Here is a 17,278-nt window from a genome sequence, read left to right on the forward strand (position 1 = left end):
ACCACCTTAGCGCGCTAGAGCAGGCCGCGCAGCAGGTAGAAAATCCCCAGGCTCAAGACCACCGTGGTCAGCACCCGCCGGGTCCAGAGCATCAGCCCCACGGCCGCCAGGCCGGCCAGCAGGTAGGGGCTGAGCAGGGTCGCAGCGAGGGAGGCGTCGCCCGGGATCAGGATGGGACCGCAGATGGCGGTGAGCATCCCCGGCACGGCGAATTCGAGGAAGGTACGCAGGTTGCGGCCCAGGCGCAGCGGCAGGCGCGGTTCGAGGAAGACATAGCGATTGAAGAACACCAGGGCGGCCATGCCGAGCAGGGTAGCGATGATCATGCCCGGGACTCCCGCAGCCGGCGCACGCCGAAGCCCACGCCCATCCCCGCCAGGCCGCCCAGCACCAGGGCGCCCTGCCACTGCAGCTGGTGCAGCCAGACCGAGACCAGCAAGGCGGTGAGCACGCAGGCGACGGTGGCCAGGTCGCGCACCAGGGGCACCACCAGGGCGATGAAGGTGGCGGCGATGGAGAAGTCCAGCCCCAGGGCACCCAGGTTCGGCAACACCCGCCCCAGCAGCAGCCCGGCGAGGGTGAACAGATTCCACAGTAGGTAGAAGCTCAGGCCCATGCCCAGGGCGCGCCAGCGATCGAAGCTGGCCGGTTGCTCGGCATGGTTCAGGGCGAAGAATTCGTCGGTGAGCAGGAAACCGAAGCCCAGCCGCCAGGGCAGCGGCTGAGGTGCCAGGACGCGTCTCATGTGCAGGCCATAGAGCAGGTGCTGGGAGGTCAGCAGCAGGGTGGTCAGCAGGATGGCGGCGAGGCCCGCGCCCGCCTTGAGCATGCCCAGGGCCACCAGCTGGGCCGCGCCGGCGAACACCAGCAGGGAAAAGGCCTGGCCTTCCAGGACGCTGAGTCCGGTCTCGATGGCCAGGGCGCCGACCAGCAGGCCCCAGGGCGCGCAGGCCAGCGACAGCGGCAGGATCTGCCAGGCGCCCTGAGCGAAGGCGCGGCGGCGGGAAGGGGGCATCGGCAGGGCTCCAGCGGGCGAGGGGTGCCCAGGATGCCGTGCCTATCCCTGGCTCGTCTTGAACGTTCTTGCGCCCTCAGCCTTCCAGCAGGGCGAACAGCTGCAGATACTGCTTGGTCAACTTGTGGCCCGGATCCAGGTGGATCAGCGGACGATGCTGCTGGTGCGATTCGCGCATCTTCACCGAGGCCATCAGCGGCGCCGCCAGCACCGGCAGGTCGCGCGCCTGCAGCTCCTCGATGAGCTGGCGCGGCGTACTGGCCTGGGCGTGGTACTGGTTGATGACGATGCCCTCGACCGTGAGCTTCTCGTTGTAGTCCTCGCGGATTTCCTCCAGCTCCTCGACCAGGTCATAGAGCGCCTGCTGGGCGAAGACATCGCAGTCGAAGGGGATCAGGCAGCGGTCGGCGGCGATCAGCGCCGAGATGCTGTAGAAGTTCAGCGCCGGCGGGGTGTCCAGGTAGATGCGGTCGTAGTCTTCACCGAGCTTTTCCAGGTACTTGGCGAGCTTCTGGATCTTGTACTTGGCTTCCAGCTTGAACTGCAGCTCGGTCAGCTCGCCGGAGGCGGCGATCAGGTCGAGATTCGGCCAGGCGGTGGCGTGGATGTTGGCCTGGGCCTTCTTGCCGCCGCTGAGGGTCTGCTTGAAGAAGTCGGCGATGCCGTGGGGCAGGTCGTCGCCCACCTGGCCGGTGAGGTACTGGCTGGAGTTGGCCTGGGGATCGAGATCCACCAGCAGGGTGCGATAGCCCTCGTGGGCGCTGATGGCCGCCAGGTTGCAGGCGATGCTGGACTTGCCGACGCCGCCCTTCTTGTTGAAGACCACGCGGCGCAGGGCATGACCGGACGGAGAGCTGTGTGCGTTCATTGAATCGTCCCGACAGAAATGGAAAGCCAGAGGCGCAAGGCCTGATCGACCGTTTCGCTTATACCGAAATGCCACGGTCGGACGATGACGAATTTATGGCCATTGCATGACAAGCTTATGACGAGCCTAGCGCAGCGGTGGAACCTTGGCGTCTGCCAGGCCTTCGAACTCGGCAAGCCCCCTGCCGAGCATCCGCCATGACCGCCCTCCGGCTCCCCGCCCTGCTGCTGCTCGCCTGCGCCCCGCTGGCCCAGGCCGCCGACGACACCCGTTCCCCCGTACCGACGCCGGGTGCCCCGGCCCAGACCGACACCCGCGTCCTCGAGGCCGGCGCCGATCTGCTGCAGCGCAAGCCGCCCATCGCCGCCCTCAACACCTACCTGGACGGTTTCCACTTCTACAACGGCCACCCCAGGAGCCAGATGGAGGCCCACCACTACTGCAGCGTCCTGGGTGAGGAAATGTTCCAGTGCGTGATCTACGACGGCAACGTCGCCGAGGCCAAGTTGATGGGCGTCGAGTACATCATCAGCGAGCGGCTGTTCAAGACCCTGCCCGAGGCCGAGAAGGCGCTCTGGCACAGCCATGTGCACGAGGTGAAGTCCGGTCAGCTGATCGCCCCCGGCGTGCCCCAGGTGGCCGAACACCGGCTGATGGACAAGCTGGTGCACACCTACGGCAAGACCTGGCATACCTGGCATACCGACCAGGACCTGCAACTGCCCCTCGGCGTCCCCCAGTTGATGATAGGCTTCACCGCCGACGGCCAGCTCGACCCCAAGCTGCTCGCCGAGCGCGACCGCCGCCTGGGCGTTTCCTCCACCGAGACCAAGGCCGCCCGCGCCGACCTGCCGACCCCTGAGGTCGCCCCCGGCGCCGATGCCTGGCAGCAGGGCAAGGTCATCCAGGTGCAGGACCCCACCGGGCAGTTGCACAACCACGACAGCGCGCACCGGGAGCAGGGCGTCAACGCCAGTTCGAACCAGCCGTGAGGGTGGGGTAGGCTCCGCTCAGGTCGCTGTCCGGAGTCCGCCATGCCGTTGCCCACGCTGCATACGCCTCGCCTGTTGCTACGCCCGCTACAACTGGACGATGCCCCGGCCATCCAGCGGGTCTTTCCGCAGTGGGAGATCGTGCGTTACCTCTCGGCCAAGGTGCCCTGGCCCTATCCGGCGGACGGCGCCCTGGGCTTCGTCCGTGATTTGGTGCTACCGGGCATGGCCGCGGGTAGTCACTGGTGCTGGACCCTGCGTCTGCAGCGCCAACCAGACGACCTGATCGGCCTGGTCAGTCTGCAGGAGGAACCGGATAACCAGCGTGGCTTCTGGCTGGATCCCGGCCACTGGCGGCAGGGGCTCATGGGCGAGGCCTGCGCCGAGGTCAATCGCTACTGGTTCCAGACGCTGGGCCGGCCGCGCCTGCGGGTGACCAAGGTAATCGCCAATGAAGGCTCGCGGCGCCTGTCGCAGCGCGAGGGCATGCGCTGCGTGGCCTGCCTGGAAATGGACAGCGTGAGCGGACGGCTACCCGCGGAGTGCTGGGAGCTGACCCGGGCGCAGTGGTTGGCGCAGGCAAACTCGCTCACGCGACCTTGATCGCCACCACCCCGGCGACGATGGCGAGGCCGGCGCAGATCCTTCCCAGGGGCAGGCTCTCGTGCAGCCAGACCACCCCGATCAGCAGGGCGAACAGCACGCTGGTCTCGCGCAGGGCCGAGACCAGGCCGATGGGCGCCTGGGTGGTGGCGACGATCACCAGGGTATAGGCCAGCATCGACATCACTCCACCGGCCAGGCCGGCGCGCCAGTGCGGGCCGAGGCCGGCAAAGGCCGTGGCGCCACGACTCAGGCGCAGTACCAGCGCGGCGACCAGGCCATTCACCGCGAACAGCCAGAGCGCATAGGCCACGGCATCGCCGCTGGCCCGGGCGCCCAAGGCGTCGGCCAGGGTGTAGCTGGCGATGAAGGCGCCGGTGGTGAAGGCGCAGACCAGCAGCGCCAGACTCAAGGGCGCGCCGCGTTGCGCCCCGAGCAGCGCCATCAGCGCGAGGCCGGTGACCAGCAGGCCCAGGCCGAGCAGGGCGGGTGGCGAGAGCGTCTCGCCGAGGGCGAGGAAGGCCACCGCGCTGACCAGCAGCGGCGCGCTGCCGCGCGAGAGCGGATAGACCTGGCCGAGGTCGCCGTAGCGATAGGCACGGGCGAGGAAGGCGTTGTAGCCGATGTGCAGCAGGGCGGAGAGGCCGATCCAGGGCCAGGCGGCGGCTGGCGGCAGGGCGACGAAGGGCAGCGCCAGCAGCGCGGCGCTGCCGGCGCCGATCTGGATCAGGCTGGCGGTGAGGAAGCGGTCGAGGCCGATCTTGAGCAGGGCGTTCCAACCGGCGTGCAGCAGGGCGGCGAGCAGTACCAAGGCGAACAGGGGTGTGGTCACGTGGCCTCCGGCCAGGCGGGTCCATCAGTCTAGCCCAGGGCGCCTTCCGGGGCGCTGCCGGTGGCGCCGAGGCGCTGTACGCCCCACACTGGCGGCTGAATTCCGCTGCCTAGCCAGGATGGCTGTCATGAATCCCCCGTCTTCCGTTCCGCCGGAACCTCGCCCTGCGCCCACGGCGCCCCGTCACGGTGCGGTCGGCCTGGCCCTGGTCGCCGGGCTGTCGCTGCTGGCCGGCATGACCGATGCCATCGGCTTTCTCGCCACCGGCGATTTCGTCTCCTTCATGAGCGGCAACACCACGCGCCTGGCCGCCGATATGGCCGCCGGCCGCTGGAGTGCCGCGGCGCACCTGGCGCTGGCGATCGGCACCTTCGTGCTGGGCAACGCCGGCGGCGTACTGCTGCAGCGCCTGACTCGCCAGCGTGCCTGCCTGCTGCTCGGGCTGCTGGCCCTGCTGCTGGCGCTGGCCGCCAGCCTGCCCGGCGGGCGCCTGGCGCTGCTGCTCGGGGTGTTCGCCATGGGCATGGTCAACGCGGTGGTGGAGCAGGTCTATGGCCTGCCCATCGGCCTCACCTACGTCACCGGTGCCCTTTCGCGCTTCGGGCGTGGCCTGGGCCGCTGGCTGCTGGGCGAGCGCCGCCGCGGCTGGGGGATCCAGCTGGTGCCCTGGCTGGGGATGCTGCTCGGCGGGGTGCTCGGCGCCGCCCTGGAGGCCGAACTGGGCCTGGCGGCCTGGTACGCCAGCGCCGTTCTGGCGGCCGCGCTGGCGGTGGTCTTCCGCTTGATCCCGCGGGCCTGGCAGCTGGGGTACCTGGCGTCATGAGGACCTCGCCGCAAGCCCTGGGTGTCGGCGCTCGCGATCCCGAACTGGGCCAGGCCAAGGTGCGCCTGGCCTTCATCCTGCCCGCTGCGGCCTATGTGGTCGGCGCCTGGGCCTGGGGGCTGCTCGATACGGCCGTCCTGCTGGCCAACCTGGCGTGCTACACGCTGTTCACGCTGATCGCCCTGGCGCTCTTCTTCGCGGTGCGCCGGCGACCGGGGGTGAAGCCCTGGCGGCGCCTGCTGGCCATGAGCCTGGACTTCAGCGCCATCACCTTTTCCTCCATCACCAGCGGCGAGGCCCTGTTGCCGCTGTTCGGCGTACTGCTCTGGGTCACGGTGGGCAACGGCCTGCGCTATGGTCGCGGCTACCTGCTGCTGGCCACCGCGCTGTCGCTGACCGCGCTGGGCGCCACCATCGCCGGCATGCCCTTCCTGCAGCGCTATCCCTCGGTGGCCCTGATGATGCTGGTCACCGCCATCCTGGTGCCCGGTTACGTCCATTTCCTGCTGACCCGTATCCAGGACTCCCTGCGCGAGACCCAGGCGGCCAACCTGGCCAAGGCGCGCTTCCTGGCCCAGGCCAGCCATGACCTGCGCCAGCCGATCCACTCCATCGGGCTGTTCACCGCCTGCCTGCGCGACGGCCAGCTGAGCGCGGACCAGGGGCGGCTGGTCGACAACATCGACCGTTCCCTGCTCGGCGTGGAGCAGCTGTTCCGCTCGCTGCTGGACATCTACACCCTCGATCAGAAACAGGTCAGCCCCCGGCGCACGGTGGTCGACCTGGATACTCTGTTCGAGGACCTGGTCCGGCAGAACGCCGAGGCGGCGCGCTGGGCCGGCGTGGACATCCGCTGGCGTGCCGGTGGCCTGCAGGTCTACAGCGATCCGGCGCTGCTGCTCACCTCGCTGCAGAATCTGCTGTCCAACGCCCTCAAGTACGCACCGGGGCGGCCGCTGCTGCTGGCGGTCCGGCGGCGGCAGGGCCGGCTGACGCTGGCGCTGTACGACCAGGGCCCCGGCATCGCCGCCGAGCACCTGCCGCACCTGAGCGAGGAATTCTATCGGGTGCGCGAGACGCGGGATCGCGACATCGAGGGGGTTGGCCTGGGGCTGTCCATCGTCGAGCGCATCGCCAGGCTGCTCGACCTGCAACTGATCATCCACTCGCGGCCCGGACGGGGTACCGCCGTCATGCTCCACGGCCTGCCGCTGGCCGCCGTGCCGCTGGCGCCGCAGCGGCGGCCCGCACCGGGTCCGCAGCCGCTGCTCGCCGGCTGGCACGTGCTGCTCATCGAGGACGATGCCAATGTGTTGCTGGCCACGGCGACCCTGCTGCGCAGCTGGGGCTGTGCGGTCACCACCGCCACCGGCATCCCCCGGGGCGCCGTGGCCTGCGACCTGGTGATCACCGATTTCGACCTCGACCGCAGCGCCTCGGGCGCCGACTGCATCGCCTATCTCAACCGACTGCAGGGGCGGCGCATTCCAGCCATCGTGGTGACCGGGCACGACATCCCCCACGTGCAGCAGGCGCTGGGCGATGCCGAGATCCCGGTGCTGGCCAAGCCGGTGCGGCCGGCGGAATTGCGGGCCCTGCTGCTGGCCTTTCGCGTCGCCGCTAGTTGAGCGAGCGACGGGCGCCGAGGCCCGCCTTGGCGCCAAAGGCGGCGGCGGCAGCGCGGGTGCCGACCCCCAGGGTGCGCAGCAGCGCGGAGACGTGGATGCGCACGGTGAAGGGCGAGATCGCCAGGATCCGCGCGATCTCCTTGTTGCTCAGGCCCTCGGTGATCAGGCCGAGCACTTCCAGCTGGCGCGGCGTCAGCGCCTCCAGGCGATGGCCCGGTGCCGTGGGTACCGGTGCCAGGGGCGCCGGCGTATAGCGCACCACCGGTTCCCCGGCGAGGCAATCGGCGATGGCCTCGGCCATGGCCGCCGGCGGCAGGGCCTTGCCGATGAAGCCGTCCACCCCGGAGGCCAGGATGTGCTCGATCACCGTGGCGTCCTCGAGCATCGAGATCACGATCAGGGTGCTGCGCTTGAATTCCTGGCGCAGGGCGCGCAAGGAGAAGCTGAGGTCCTGGCCGGGGTAGAGCAGATCCAGCAGCAGGGCGGTGGGCGGCTCGCCCTGGCGGGCCAGCTCCAGCACCTGTTGCAGGCCGTCGGCCTGGTCCACGCGGGCTTGCGGCCGCAGCCGGCGCAGGATGCCGGCCAGGCCTTCGCGGAACAGGGGATGGTCGTCGGCGACGATGAAGCGTTCCATCTATGGCTATCCTGGGGCCGCAGGATCCGGTCGCAACGGCGGGGCGGCCCAAAGCCGCTAGTTTAACGCAGTGGCTGGGGGTGGACCATTGGTAATACTCTTTGGCTGGCCTGGGGATCAACCGTTTTGTGACATCCCCGCGGCCTGGTGCAGCGGGTCGTGCGAGGGCCGCAGGGCGCCCGCGCCAAGCTGTCGGCGCATCAGCCACTCGAAGGCGCCGGTCAGCAGCACCGCCGCACAGGCCAGGCCCAGCGCCAGGCCCCACCAGACGCCATGCGGGCCGAAGCCGCCCTGGACCCCCAGCAGCCAGGCACTGCTGGCGCCGATCAGGCAGTAGCAGAGCAGGCCGCCATAGAAGCCGAGGCGTGCCTGGTGAATGCCGCGCAAGGCGCCCTGGGCGATGCTCTGGGTGCCGTCGAAGATGACGAACAGGGCGGCGATCAACACCAGCTGGCGCGCCAGGGCGCTGACCGGGCTGCTGGCGTCCGGCAGGAATAGCCCCACCAGCCAGCCGGGAAAGCACCAGAACAGCACGGCGATACCCAGCATCACCAGGGCGCCACCGCCGATGGCCAGGCGTCCGACCAGCAGCGCCTCCCGTGGCCGCCCGGCGCCCTGGTGCTGGCCGATGCGGATGCTGGTGGCGTAGGACAACCCGGCCGGCAGCATGAACACTAGGTACACCAGCTGGTTGGCGATCTGGTTGGCCGCCAGGGCGGTGGCCCCCAGCGCACCCATGCACAGGGCCGCCGAGAGAAACAGGCAGGCCTCCACCGCATAGGTGCCACTGATCGCCAGGCCCTGGCCGAGGGTATCGATCACCGCCCGGCGATCCGGGCGGCGCAGATAGGTGGCGAGGGGATAGGCGGCATAGGCCGGATGGCGGGCGATGTACAGCGCCAGGCACAGCGCCGCGCCATTCATCACCACCGCGGTGACCAGGCCGATGCCGGGCAGCCCCGGCCGCGGCAGGCCGCCCCAGCCGTGCAGCAGCGCCAGGTTGAGCAGGGCGTTGAGCGCCGCCGCCCCCAGCACTATGGTCAGCACCGGACCAGGGCGTTCCAGGGCGCTGGTGAAACCCCGCAGGGTCATGAACAGCAGATGGCCGGGCAGGGCGAAGGCCAGGCAGCGCAGGAAGATCCCCGCGGCCTGGCGACTCTCTTCCGGCTGGCCCGCCAGGGCCAGCAGCGGCTCGATGTGCCAGAGCAGACTACCGGCCAGCAGCGCCAGGAGCAGGGCGATCCAGATGCCCGCCGCCGTCACCGCCGCCACGCCGCGGGTATCCCCCGCGCCGCGCCGCTGGGCCGCCAGGTTGGCCACGGCGGTGATCACGCCCACGCAGATCACCGAGACGAAGGAGTACACCGCCGCGCCCAGGCCACCGCCGGCCAGCGCGGCCGGCCCCAGCCGCCCCATCATCAGGGTATCGGTGAAGACCATGGCCACGTAGGCCAGCTGGGCACCGATCAGCGGCAGGGCGAGACGCAGCAGGGCGAGGAGTTCGTGACGCGGCGAAGACATGGGCGCTCTCGCTGGCAGGGGCGGCTTTGACAAGAACTCATTGTTGGATCCCGGCGTCCCGCCCACAATCGGAAAATAGCCATGCCATCCATGAGTCCGAGTCATGCCCGAGACCTCCTCGCGATTGCCGCCCCTCTATGCCTTGCGCGCATTCGAGGCGGCGGCCCGCCAGGGCTCCTTCACCCGCGCCGCCAGGGAGCTGTCGCTGACCCAGAGTGCGGTCAGTCGCCATGTGCGGACGCTGGAGGAGGCCTTCGGCTGTCGCCTGTTCGAGCGCGCCGGTCGCCAGCTGGTGCTGACCGAGGCCGGCAAACTGTTGCTGCCGGGTCTCAGCGAGGGCTTCGAGGCACTGGCGCGGGCCTGCGGCAATCTCGCCGTGGAAGAGGGAACCCTGCGCCTCAAGGCGCCCACCTCCCTGTCGCTGCGCTGGCTGCTGGCGCGCCTGGCACGCTTCCGCCAGGTCAGTCCGCAGCTGGACATCCAGCTCACCAGCGTCTGGATGGCCAGCGATCGCGTCGACTTCTTCCACGAGCCCTTCGATTGCGCCGTGCTCCTGGGCGACGGCCGCTTTCCGGCGGAGTGGGAAGTGGTGCCGCTGTTCGAGGAATGGCTGGTGCCGGTCTGCTCGCCAGCCGCGGCGCGCACCGGTGTCTGGGACGTGGCGCGGCTGCAGCGCGAGGAGCTGCTGCACCCGACCTTCGATCGCCGCGACTGGCGGCGCTGGTTGCAGGCCATGGGGCTGGCCCAGGCGGTACCGCTCGGTGGCGGCCAGGTATTCGACACCCTGGAGCTGGGCATGGCCGCGGCCGCGCGCGGCTACGGCGTCTCCATCGGCGATCTGGTCATGCTCGCCGAGGACGTGGCGGCCGGTCTCATCGCCCTGCCGTGGCCCGATGCGGTGGCCAGCGGCGCTGGCTACTACCTGGTCTGGCCGCGCAATCGCCGTGGCCAGGGGCGCTTCCAGCGGCTGGCGGATTTCCTGCGCCAGGAACTGCAGCAACTGTCCCTGCCAGAGGTTCGTCGTCACACGTGATACCAATTTTGGCAAAGGACTGAAGTTCCGCACGACGGCGCCGATAATGGCAAAGAACCTATCTGGCAAGCAGCCTCCAGAGCTGTCCCTTTCGCCTTGTCATGCCACGCGTCGACCGGACAGTCGCACGCGAAGGAGCCTTCATGTCCAACCCTCGTCGTAAAAGTATCGCGCGACAACTTGCCTTGGCCCTCAGCCTGGTGCTGGTGGTCGTCATCGCCGGCAGCTGCCTGTTCGCCCTGCACGCCCTGAGCGTGTCGATCGAAGGCACCCAGCGCAAGCACCTGGGGAGCGAGGCGCAACTGCTCGCCGATCAGCAGCAGACCTTCCTCGGCACCCTCAAGGTCAGCACCCAGCGCCTGGCCAATCTCTTCGAGCGGCGCTTCGATGGTGGCCTGAGTCTCTCCGGCGAGCGCCTGCCGCTGGGCAACAACACCGCGCCCGGCCTGCAGTTCGCCGGCAAGGCGCTGAACAACGACTTCAGCCAGGTCGACGACTTTACCCGCCTCACCGGCGGCGTTGCCACCATCTTCGTGCGCGATGGCGATGACTTCACCCGCATCACCACCTCGCTGAAGAAGCAGGACGGCAGCCGTGCCCTGGGCACCCAGCTCGATCGCAAGCACCCGGCCTACGCCGGCCTGCTGCAGGGCCAGGGCTACGTCGGCCGCGCCCAGCTGTTCGGGCGCTCCTACATGACCCAGTACACCCCGGTGCGGGACAGCGCCGGCAAGGTCATCGGCGTGCTCTTCGTCGGCTTCGACTATACCGACGCCCAGGCCCAGCAACTGGCCCAGCTCACCCAGCTGCGCATCGGCGAGACCGGCTCCCTGGCGCTGCTCGACGAGCAGGGCAACTGGCTGGTCGCCCCGGCCAACGCCAAGCAGGCCGACGAGCTGCTGGCCGCGCTCAAGAGCGATCCCAAGCGCCACGAGCACAGCTGGCAGGACGGCAACCAGGATTTCCTCAGCGTCAGCGCGCCGGTGGCCGGCGAAGGCTGGACGGTGGTCGCCACCCTGCCCAAGGCCGAGCTGGACGCCCCCGTGCATGCCGTCGGCCTGCGCCTGGCCATCGGCAGCCTGATCGCCCTGTTGCTGGCCGTGGCCGCCTCGGTACTGCTGCTGCGCCGCAAGCTCAGCCCGCTGGCCCAACTGGTGGAGCGTGCCCAGGCCCTCGGCCGCGGTCAGCTCAGCGTCCGCGTCGAGGCGCGCAGTCACGACGAGATCGGCGAGCTCGCCCTGAGCTTCAACCAGATGGCCGATGCCCTGGCGTCCACCGTCGAACAGGTGCGTGGCTCCTCGCGCTCGGTCACTGATCGCTCCCAGCAACTGAGCCATCTCTCCGACCAGACCCTGCGCCGCTCCGCCGAGCAGTCGACCCAGATCGACAGCATGGCCAGCGCCGTGGAAGAGTTCAGCGCCACCGCCCAGAACATTGCCGACGGTGTGCAGCGCACCGAGCGCCTGGTCCAGGAAAATGCCCAGCAGACCCGCACCGGCACCCATGCCATGCAAGGCGCCTCGGGCGCGCTGGAGCAGATCGCCGACTCCCTGGCCAGCACGGCCGAGCTCATCAAGGGCCTGGACGACCGCTCCCAGCAGATTGGCGGCATCATCGGCGTCATCAGCGGGATTGCCGAGCAGACCAACCTGCTGGCGCTCAACGCGGCCATCGAAGCCGCACGCGCCGGCGAGCAGGGCCGTGGCTTCGCCGTGGTCGCCGACGAGGTCCGGCAACTGGCTGGTCGCACCAGCGAGGCCACCCGCGAGATCTCGCAGATGATCGGCGCCGTGCAGGGCGAGACCCAGCGTGCCATGGGCGCCATCGACGAAGGCAATCGCCTGATGGAGCAGGGCCTGGCGCGCAATGCCGACGTGGCCCAGGCGCTGCGCAGCATCGATCGGCAGGTCGCCGAAGCGGTCGAGCAGTTCTCCGGCATCGCCCAGGCCACTGCCGAGCAGAGCACCACGGCCACGGCGCTCAGCCGCAACATCCAGGCGATCGCCGTGGATAACGCCGCCCAGCGCGATGCCGCCGAGGTGCTCTCCGGCACCGCCGGCGAATTGCGCCACCTGGCCGAAGACCTGAGCGCCGAGGTGGGTCGCTTCAGCTAGGCACCCCGAGGTAGCACCGCAAGGGAGGCTCAGGCCTCCCTTTTTCATTCCCGCTCGCCTTGGCGCTTGCCTGGCTGCAATACTCTGACTACTGTATGCAAATACAGTACTAGAGGAGGGGATGACATGGGTGTATCGAACGAGACGGTGCAAGCTGTCGAACGCATGCTCACCACGCTGCGCGGGGAGCGGGACGACTATCGGGAGCTCGCCCACCAGTGGCGGGCGATGTGCTTCGAGCTGGTGCAGGAGAACCAGGCCTTGCGCGACCGGCTGCAGGAGCCACCTCGACCCATGGGGCCCACCGTGCGGACCTAGGCCGTCGCCCGGTACTGCAACGCCTCGGCCAGCGGCGTCCGCCCTTGTCAGATTCGCGGCGGGCGAAGGCCGGGCCTTCCCTCCGTGCGCAGTCTTTTGCGCCCTCGGGAGGACGGACGCCCGCCGCCTGGGCGGCTTCTTCGAGGCGTAGTGCCTGGTGGATGGGTCGGATAAAAAGGATTCGACCACGGGTGGCCAGACAGGCATGTTGCGGGGATTCATCCGGGTGCCTGGCAGCTGGGTGGGCTGGGTAATCCTGTTGCAGAAGTGCTCCCGGCTGGACACCCTACTGAGAGATTGCTGCCAGACCGGCGACCTTGAGCGGGCGCTCGCGGGTGAAGGCAAGACGTTGTCTGCCATCGAGTGCCGTACGGGAGCGCGCCTTTCACCGGGCTGAAGGTCCGGGGTCGTGAGACCACTCCCCAGCCCACCTTCGCCTTGCCGGCCTCGACGACGCCAGCGATGCGCGTCTTTCCCCATTGATTCAGCGGTCGATTCTCCAAGGAAATATCAATTTTCTTTTGCCAAACCCTCCCCGATACGGTAGTAAATTGTACATGACTGAACAGGTTCGATTTGACAAGAAATCCCGTGTTGTCCAAGCCCTCGCTGAACGTATCGAGCGAGGTGAGCTGGGCTCGGGCGAGCGCCTGCCTGGCGAGCATGAGTTGGCCGCCGAATTCGACGTCAGCCGCGGCACCCTGCGCGGAGCCCTGTCGGAGCTGAAGCGGCGCAACTACATCGCGACCCAGACCGGCGTTGGCTCCATCGTCACCTACGATGGCGTGCCCCTCGACCAGAGTGGCGGCTGGGCCCGCGCGCTGGCGGCCGGGGCCGTGCAGATGAACACCGAATTGCTGGGCATCAGCCGTGTGCAGCGAGAGGAACTTGCACTGATGGCCGGTACCGACCAGTTCGTGCTGGTGGAGCGCCGCCGCCGTGCCGCCGATGGCAGCGTGGTGTCGCTGGAGCGCGCGTTGATTCCCGCCGTGGACGGTCTCGAGCAGTTGCCGTCGAGCGGTCTGAAAGATGGCTCGCTGACCGCCTCCCTGGCCGCCCACGGCTACGAGGGACAGTCCGGCAAGCAATGGATTGGCGCCGAACCTCTCGACTCCGGTGCCGCTGAGCGCCTGCAGCGCCCGCTGGGCACGGTGTTTCTCAAGGTGGTGCGTGAAACCTTCGACACCCGGGGCCGCTTCATGGAACAGGTCGAAAGCCTGCTCGACCCCGCGCACTTTCAACTGCATCTGAATTTCGGAAGCCCACAATGATCAGTCTCGAACAGACTCGAGCCCGTGCCCTCGGCGCTTTCTATGGCCTGGCCCTGGGCGACGCGTTGGGCATGCCGACCCAGTCCCTGTCCCGCGAGCAGATTCGCGACCGTTACGGCCGCATCACCGACCTGCAGGCGGCCGACGGCGACCAGCCGATTGCGCCGAACATGCCGGCCGGGGCCATCACCGATGACACCGAGCAAGCCATTCTCGTCGCCCGACGCCTGATCGCCGGAAACGGCCACATCGAGCCCGCGGCCTTGGCCCAGGACCTGATCGACTGGGAAGCGGTGATGCGCGCCAAAGGCTCCCAGGACCTGCTCGGGCCTTCGACCAAGCGCGCCATAGAGCTGATCCTGAGTGGCGCCAGCCCCGAGCAAGCAGGACGCTTCGGCACCACCAACGGCGCGGCCATGCGCATCGCGCCGATCGGCATCGCCGCCGCTATCGACGATCCCGAGTACTTCATGGGCCAGGTGGTGCAAGCCTGCCAGGTGACGCACAACACCGGCCTGGGCATCGCCAGCGCCGCCGCCGTGGCCGCCGTGGTCTCGGCCGGCGTGCAGGGCGCCGATCTGCAGACCGCGCTGGAACTCGGCATCAACGCCGCCCGCTGGGGCCATGGCCGCGGTCACTGGGTGGCGGGCGGCAACATCGCCGCCCGTATTCTCTGGTCGCGGGCGGTTTGCGCCAGTTGCGACGTCGACAGCCTGCCCGACGTGATCTACGACGTGATCGGTACCTCGGTAGCGTCCCAGGAATCCGTGGTCGCCGCCTTCGCCTTGGCCCAGGCGGTCGCCGAAGGCCAACTGGAGGCCTATCGGGCACTGGGCGTGGCCGCCAGCCTGGGCGGCGACACCGACACCATCGCCGCGATGCTCGGCGCGATGCTCGGCGCCACCCATGGCCTGGACGTCTGGCCGCTGGAGGCCGTCGCCCAGATCAAGGCCGTCAACACGCTCGATCTCGAATCCCTCACCGAACAATTGCTGGCCCTGCGCAGCGCAGGCGCCGCCGCACGTCCCTAATAAGAATTCACTGCCTGATCGCTGTTTCTACCTGCCCCAATCACAACAAGTCATCGCAGGAGTCATCCATGAGTACCTCCAACACCGCGGGACAATTGGAAACACGCGGCATAGAGCCGGTGCCGGAACAGGAGTGTGGCGGCCATCCCTTGCAGCTGTTCTGGGTGTGGTTCGCCGCCAACATCAGTATCCTTGGTTTGCCGCTGGGGGCGACGCTGGTTGCCTTTCAGGGCTTGTCGATCGGGCAGGCATTCATCGTCGCGGTATTGGGTGCCGGCGGCTCGTTCGCGGTGGTGGGGCTGCTGTCCATCGCCGGCCGCCGCGGCCGCGCGCCGAGCCTGACGCTGTCGCGGGCGATCTTCGGGGTGCGTGGCAATATCGGCCCCACGCTGGTGTCGCTGGGCTCGCGACTGGGCTGGGAAACGGTCAACACCACCACGGCGGCCTTCGTGCTGCTGTCGCTGGTTTCCATCATCCAGGGCACGCCGGTGGAGGCCAAGTCGGCGCCGCTTTTGACCCTGCTGTTCATCGCCGTGTTCGTGCTGTTGACCCTGGGCGTCTCGGGCCTGGGTCACGCCACCTTGCTGGTGATCCAGAAGTGGGCGACCTGGGTGTTCGGCGCGCTGAACCTGATCGTGGGCGGCTTCCTGGCGCTGCATATCGACTGGACTGCCGTGTGGGCCGCAACCCCCGCGCCGCTGTCGGCCGTGCTGATCGGTGTCGGGACCATGGCCGCGGGCACCGGTATCGGCTGGGCCAACGCCGGCGCCGACATGTCGCGCTATCAGCATAAAAGCGTCAAGGCCGGCGCCCTGGTGGCTTCGGCGGCCTTTGGCGCGGGCATTCCCCTGGTGCTGCTGATCACCCTCGGCGGCCTGATTTCGGTAGGCGACGATCACCTGGCCTCAGCCGCCGACCCCATCGTGGCGATCCGCGAACTGCTGCCGGCCTGGATGGCGGTGCCGTACCTGATCACCGCCTTCGGTGGCTTGCTGCTGTCCAACAACCTGTCGGTGTATTCGGCGGGCCTCACTACCCTGACCCTCGGCCTGAGAGTGAAGCGCGTATACGCCGTGGTGGTCGACGTGGTCGTCATCTTTGCCGGCTCCATCTATTTCATGCTGTTCGCCGACAGCTTCTACGGCCCCTTCATCACCTTCATCTCCCTGCTGGCCGTGCCGATCACCGCCTGGGTGGGCATCTTCCTGGTCGACCTGCTGCATCGCCATCGTTACGTGCCGGCAGATCTGATGAACGTCGGCCCCTCCAGTGCCTACTGGTACCAGGGCGGCGTGGAATGGCGCGCGCTGGGTGCCTGGGCAACGGCCATCGTGCTCGGCTTCAGCTTCACCACGGTCAAGACCACCGCCACCAACGTGCTGTTCCACGGCTGGCTGGCGGACTCCTGGTTCGGCCAGAACGGCCTGGGCTGGATTGTCACCTTCGTGATCGCCGGGGGGCTCTATGCCCTGCTGGGCGGCTGCCGTGACCGCCAGCCAGCTACCCTGATGCAAGAGAACCTCAATGCCCGCTAGATTGCTCTATACCGGCCAGGTGGTCATCGATCTGGTAATGGCGGTGGACGCCTTGCCCACCGCCGGCCAGGACGTCCTCGCCAGCTGCGCCAGCTTCGAAACCGGCGGCGGTTTCAACGTGATGACTGCCGCCGCGCGCAATGGACTGGCGACCTGCTACCTGGGGCGCCACGGCCATGGCCGCTTTGGCGAGCTGGCGCGCCAGGCCATGGTCGAGGAAGGGATCACGGTCGTCCTGCCGATCAGTACGGGTGCGGACACCGGCCTGTCGGTGGCGCTGACGGATGCCAGCGCAGAGCGCTCGTTCATCTCCCATGTTGGCGCCGAGGGCGGGCTGGCCGCCGCCGACCTTGCCGGGCTGGTGCCCACGGCTGAAGACTGGATCATGGTCAGCGGCTACAGCCTGTTGCACCCCGGCAAGGCCGAGGGGCTGCTGGACTGGCTGGCGCAGCAGGCCGGCCGCTGCTCGCTGGCGTTCGATCCGGGGCCCTTGGTGACTGAACCGGACGCGCCGTCGATGGCGCGCCTGTTACCGTGGATCAGCCTGTGGAGCAGCAATCGCGATGAAGCCTTGCGCTTCACCGCCGCAGACAATACGGAAGAGGCCCTGCAACGACTGGTGGAGCGGCTACCGGCCGATGCCCTGGTGGTTGTGCGCGATGGCCCCGCCGGCTGCTGGCTGGCTCAAGGCGATTGGCGCCAGAGGGTCGCGGGTTTCGCGGTAGAGGCCATCGACAGCAATGGCGCGGGCGATGCCCATGCGGGTGTGCTGCTGGCGGGCCTGGCGCGTGGTTTGGGCAAGGTGCAGGCCGCCCGCTTGGCCAACGCGGCCGCGGCAGTCGCCGTCACCCGGCGGGGGCCGGCGACCTGCCCGGCAAGGGCGGAGCTGGAGGCCTTCATGCAGGAGCGGGAGGCATAACGAAAGCGCGGCGGCCCGGCCAGCGACGGGCGAATAGTCCTGTGCGGGCGGCTAACGCCCGGCACTCGACGGACAGTGAAATCGCCAGGTTGGCGTCGCAAGGCGCTCTTTATGCCGGATCGCAAACTGATTCATCGCAGT

The 17,278-nt window shown here is 68.7% G+C and carries 17 protein-coding genes and 1 pseudogene; 12 read left to right on the top strand and 6 right to left on the bottom strand.

Going from position 1 to position 17,278, the window contains the following annotated elements; genetic code table 11:
- Positions 1 to 14: 14 nt before the first annotated feature.
- From FSV73_RS14515 to FSV73_RS14525, 3 genes are all read right to left on the bottom strand, one after another.
- Positions 15 to 326 (bottom strand): AzlD domain-containing protein, encoded by a 312-nt coding sequence (locus FSV73_RS14515; protein ID WP_145008559.1) that lies wholly within the window; start codon positions 324 to 326, stop codon positions 15 to 17.
- The gene (locus FSV73_RS14520) at positions 323 to 1,015 is read right to left on the bottom strand and encodes an AzlC family ABC transporter permease (protein ID WP_145008560.1); all 693 of its coding nucleotides are present in this window, start codon (positions 1,013 to 1,015) and stop codon (positions 323 to 325) included. The genes FSV73_RS14515 and FSV73_RS14520 overlap by 4 nt, the downstream gene beginning before the upstream one ends.
- Before the next feature lie 76 nt (positions 1,016 to 1,091).
- Entirely contained in the window at positions 1,092 to 1,850 is a 759-nt protein-coding gene (locus tag FSV73_RS14525; protein ID WP_145008691.1) for a ParA family protein, read from the bottom strand.
- Positions 1,851 to 2,080: 230 nt separating this feature from the next.
- On the opposite strand from FSV73_RS14525, the gene FSV73_RS14530 reads away from it, so the two are divergent.
- Positions 2,081 to 2,875 (top strand): OBAP family protein, encoded by a 795-nt coding sequence (locus FSV73_RS14530; protein WP_145008561.1) that lies wholly within the window; start codon positions 2,081 to 2,083, stop codon positions 2,873 to 2,875.
- Positions 2,876 to 2,917: 42 nt separating this feature from the next.
- Positions 2,918 to 3,478 carry a GNAT family N-acetyltransferase gene (locus FSV73_RS14535; RefSeq protein ID WP_145008562.1) on the top strand — a complete coding sequence of 187 codons (561 nt, stop codon included), beginning with the start codon at positions 2,918 to 2,920 and terminating at the stop codon, positions 3,476 to 3,478.
- On the opposite strand, the gene FSV73_RS14540 is transcribed toward FSV73_RS14535, so the two are convergent.
- A complete protein-coding gene (locus FSV73_RS14540) occupies positions 3,465 to 4,310 on the bottom strand; it encodes an EamA family transporter (protein ID WP_145008563.1) in 846 nt (281 codons plus the stop codon). The genes FSV73_RS14535 and FSV73_RS14540 overlap by 14 nt on opposite strands.
- A 127-nt stretch (positions 4,311 to 4,437) precedes the next feature.
- Here FSV73_RS14540 and FSV73_RS14545 point away from each other — a divergent pair, with 127 nt between their 5' ends.
- Positions 4,438 to 5,133, top strand: coding sequence for a YoaK family protein (locus FSV73_RS14545; RefSeq protein ID WP_145008564.1), 696 nt, complete (start codon positions 4,438 to 4,440; stop codon positions 5,131 to 5,133).
- Positions 5,130 to 6,761, top strand: coding sequence for an ATP-binding response regulator (locus FSV73_RS14550; RefSeq protein ID WP_145008565.1), 1,632 nt, complete (start codon positions 5,130 to 5,132; stop codon positions 6,759 to 6,761). The genes FSV73_RS14545 and FSV73_RS14550 overlap by 4 nt, the downstream gene beginning before the upstream one ends.
- On the opposite strand, the gene FSV73_RS14555 is transcribed toward FSV73_RS14550, so the two are convergent.
- Positions 6,754 to 7,395, bottom strand: coding sequence for a LuxR C-terminal-related transcriptional regulator (locus FSV73_RS14555; protein WP_145008566.1), 642 nt, complete (start codon positions 7,393 to 7,395; stop codon positions 6,754 to 6,756). The genes FSV73_RS14550 and FSV73_RS14555 overlap by 8 nt on opposite strands.
- 117 nt (positions 7,396 to 7,512) lie before the next feature.
- Complete coding sequence (locus FSV73_RS14560; protein WP_145008567.1) at positions 7,513 to 8,916, bottom strand: NorM family multidrug efflux MATE transporter; 1,404 nt, start codon at positions 8,914 to 8,916, stop codon at positions 7,513 to 7,515.
- A 103-nt stretch (positions 8,917 to 9,019) separates the two neighbouring features.
- Between FSV73_RS14560 and FSV73_RS14565 the strand changes: the two genes are divergently transcribed.
- From FSV73_RS14565 to FSV73_RS14595, 8 genes and pseudogenes are all read left to right on the top strand, one after another.
- Complete coding sequence (locus tag FSV73_RS14565; RefSeq protein ID WP_145008568.1) at positions 9,020 to 9,949, top strand: LysR substrate-binding domain-containing protein; 930 nt, start codon at positions 9,020 to 9,022, stop codon at positions 9,947 to 9,949.
- Positions 9,950 to 10,092: 143 nt separating this feature from the next.
- Positions 10,093 to 11,205 (top strand): annotated as a pseudogene (locus tag FSV73_RS26165) (Cache 3/Cache 2 fusion domain-containing protein); the annotation flags it as partial.
- Positions 11,206 to 11,340: 135 nt separating this feature from the next.
- A complete protein-coding gene (locus FSV73_RS26170; RefSeq protein ID WP_437179289.1) occupies positions 11,341 to 12,063 on the top strand; it encodes a methyl-accepting chemotaxis protein in 723 nt (240 codons plus the stop codon).
- A gap of 126 nt (positions 12,064 to 12,189) precedes the next feature.
- On the top strand, positions 12,190 to 12,381 hold the full coding sequence (locus tag FSV73_RS14575) for a hypothetical protein (RefSeq protein ID WP_145008570.1): 192 nt from the start codon (positions 12,190 to 12,192) through the stop codon (positions 12,379 to 12,381).
- Between the two features lie 557 nt (positions 12,382 to 12,938).
- The gene (locus tag FSV73_RS14580) at positions 12,939 to 13,652 is read left to right on the top strand and encodes a GntR family transcriptional regulator (RefSeq protein ID WP_145008571.1); all 714 of its coding nucleotides are present in this window, start codon (positions 12,939 to 12,941) and stop codon (positions 13,650 to 13,652) included.
- The gene (locus FSV73_RS14585) at positions 13,649 to 14,683 is read left to right on the top strand and encodes an ADP-ribosylglycohydrolase family protein (RefSeq protein ID WP_145008572.1); all 1,035 of its coding nucleotides are present in this window, start codon (positions 13,649 to 13,651) and stop codon (positions 14,681 to 14,683) included. Before FSV73_RS14580 ends, FSV73_RS14585 begins: the two co-directional genes overlap by 4 nt.
- A 68-nt stretch (positions 14,684 to 14,751) precedes the next feature.
- The gene (locus FSV73_RS14590; RefSeq protein WP_145008573.1) at positions 14,752 to 16,218 is read left to right on the top strand and encodes a purine-cytosine permease family protein; all 1,467 of its coding nucleotides are present in this window, start codon (positions 14,752 to 14,754) and stop codon (positions 16,216 to 16,218) included.
- A complete protein-coding gene (locus tag FSV73_RS14595) occupies positions 16,208 to 17,137 on the top strand; it encodes a PfkB family carbohydrate kinase (RefSeq protein WP_145008574.1) in 930 nt (309 codons plus the stop codon). Before FSV73_RS14590 ends, FSV73_RS14595 begins: the two co-directional genes overlap by 11 nt.
- Positions 17,138 to 17,278 lie beyond the last annotated feature (141 nt).

Source organism: Pseudomonas oryzihabitans, from assembly GCF_007665395.1.
Lineage (GTDB): Bacteria > Pseudomonadota > Gammaproteobacteria > Pseudomonadales > Pseudomonadaceae > Chryseomonas > Chryseomonas psychrotolerans_C.

Bases quoted from the DNA above. Each gene is read 5' to 3' on its own strand.
- FSV73_RS14565 (WP_145008568.1), top strand. From the start codon at position 9,020: ATGCCCGAGACCTCCTCGCGATTGCCGCCCCTCTATGCCTTGCGCGCA.
- FSV73_RS14545 (WP_145008564.1), top strand. From the start codon at position 4,438: ATGAATCCCCCGTCTTCCGTTCCGCCGGAACCTCGCCCTGCGCCCACG.
- FSV73_RS14550 (WP_145008565.1), top strand. From the start codon at position 5,130: ATGAGGACCTCGCCGCAAGCCCTGGGTGTCGGCGCTCGCGATCCCGAA.
- FSV73_RS14575 (WP_145008570.1), top strand. From the start codon at position 12,190: ATGGGTGTATCGAACGAGACGGTGCAAGCTGTCGAACGCATGCTCACC.
- FSV73_RS14530 (WP_145008561.1), top strand. From the start codon at position 2,081: ATGACCGCCCTCCGGCTCCCCGCCCTGCTGCTGCTCGCCTGCGCCCCG.
- FSV73_RS14535 (WP_145008562.1), top strand. From the start codon at position 2,918: ATGCCGTTGCCCACGCTGCATACGCCTCGCCTGTTGCTACGCCCGCTA.
- FSV73_RS14515 (WP_145008559.1), bottom strand. From the start codon at position 326: ATGATCATCGCTACCCTGCTCGGCATGGCCGCCCTGGTGTTCTTCAAT.
- FSV73_RS14595 (WP_145008574.1), top strand. From the start codon at position 16,208: ATGCCCGCTAGATTGCTCTATACCGGCCAGGTGGTCATCGATCTGGTA.
- FSV73_RS14585 (WP_145008572.1), top strand. From the start codon at position 13,649: ATGATCAGTCTCGAACAGACTCGAGCCCGTGCCCTCGGCGCTTTCTAT.
- FSV73_RS14520 (WP_145008560.1), bottom strand. From the start codon at position 1,015: ATGCCCCCTTCCCGCCGCCGCGCCTTCGCTCAGGGCGCCTGGCAGATC.
- FSV73_RS14580 (WP_145008571.1), top strand. From the start codon at position 12,939: ATGACTGAACAGGTTCGATTTGACAAGAAATCCCGTGTTGTCCAAGCC.
- FSV73_RS26170 (WP_437179289.1), top strand. From the start codon at position 11,341: ATGGCCAGCGCCGTGGAAGAGTTCAGCGCCACCGCCCAGAACATTGCC.
- FSV73_RS14555 (WP_145008566.1), bottom strand. From the start codon at position 7,395: ATGGAACGCTTCATCGTCGCCGACGACCATCCCCTGTTCCGCGAAGGC.
- FSV73_RS14590 (WP_145008573.1), top strand. From the start codon at position 14,752: ATGAGTACCTCCAACACCGCGGGACAATTGGAAACACGCGGCATAGAG.
- FSV73_RS14560 (WP_145008567.1), bottom strand. From the start codon at position 8,916: ATGTCTTCGCCGCGTCACGAACTCCTCGCCCTGCTGCGTCTCGCCCTG.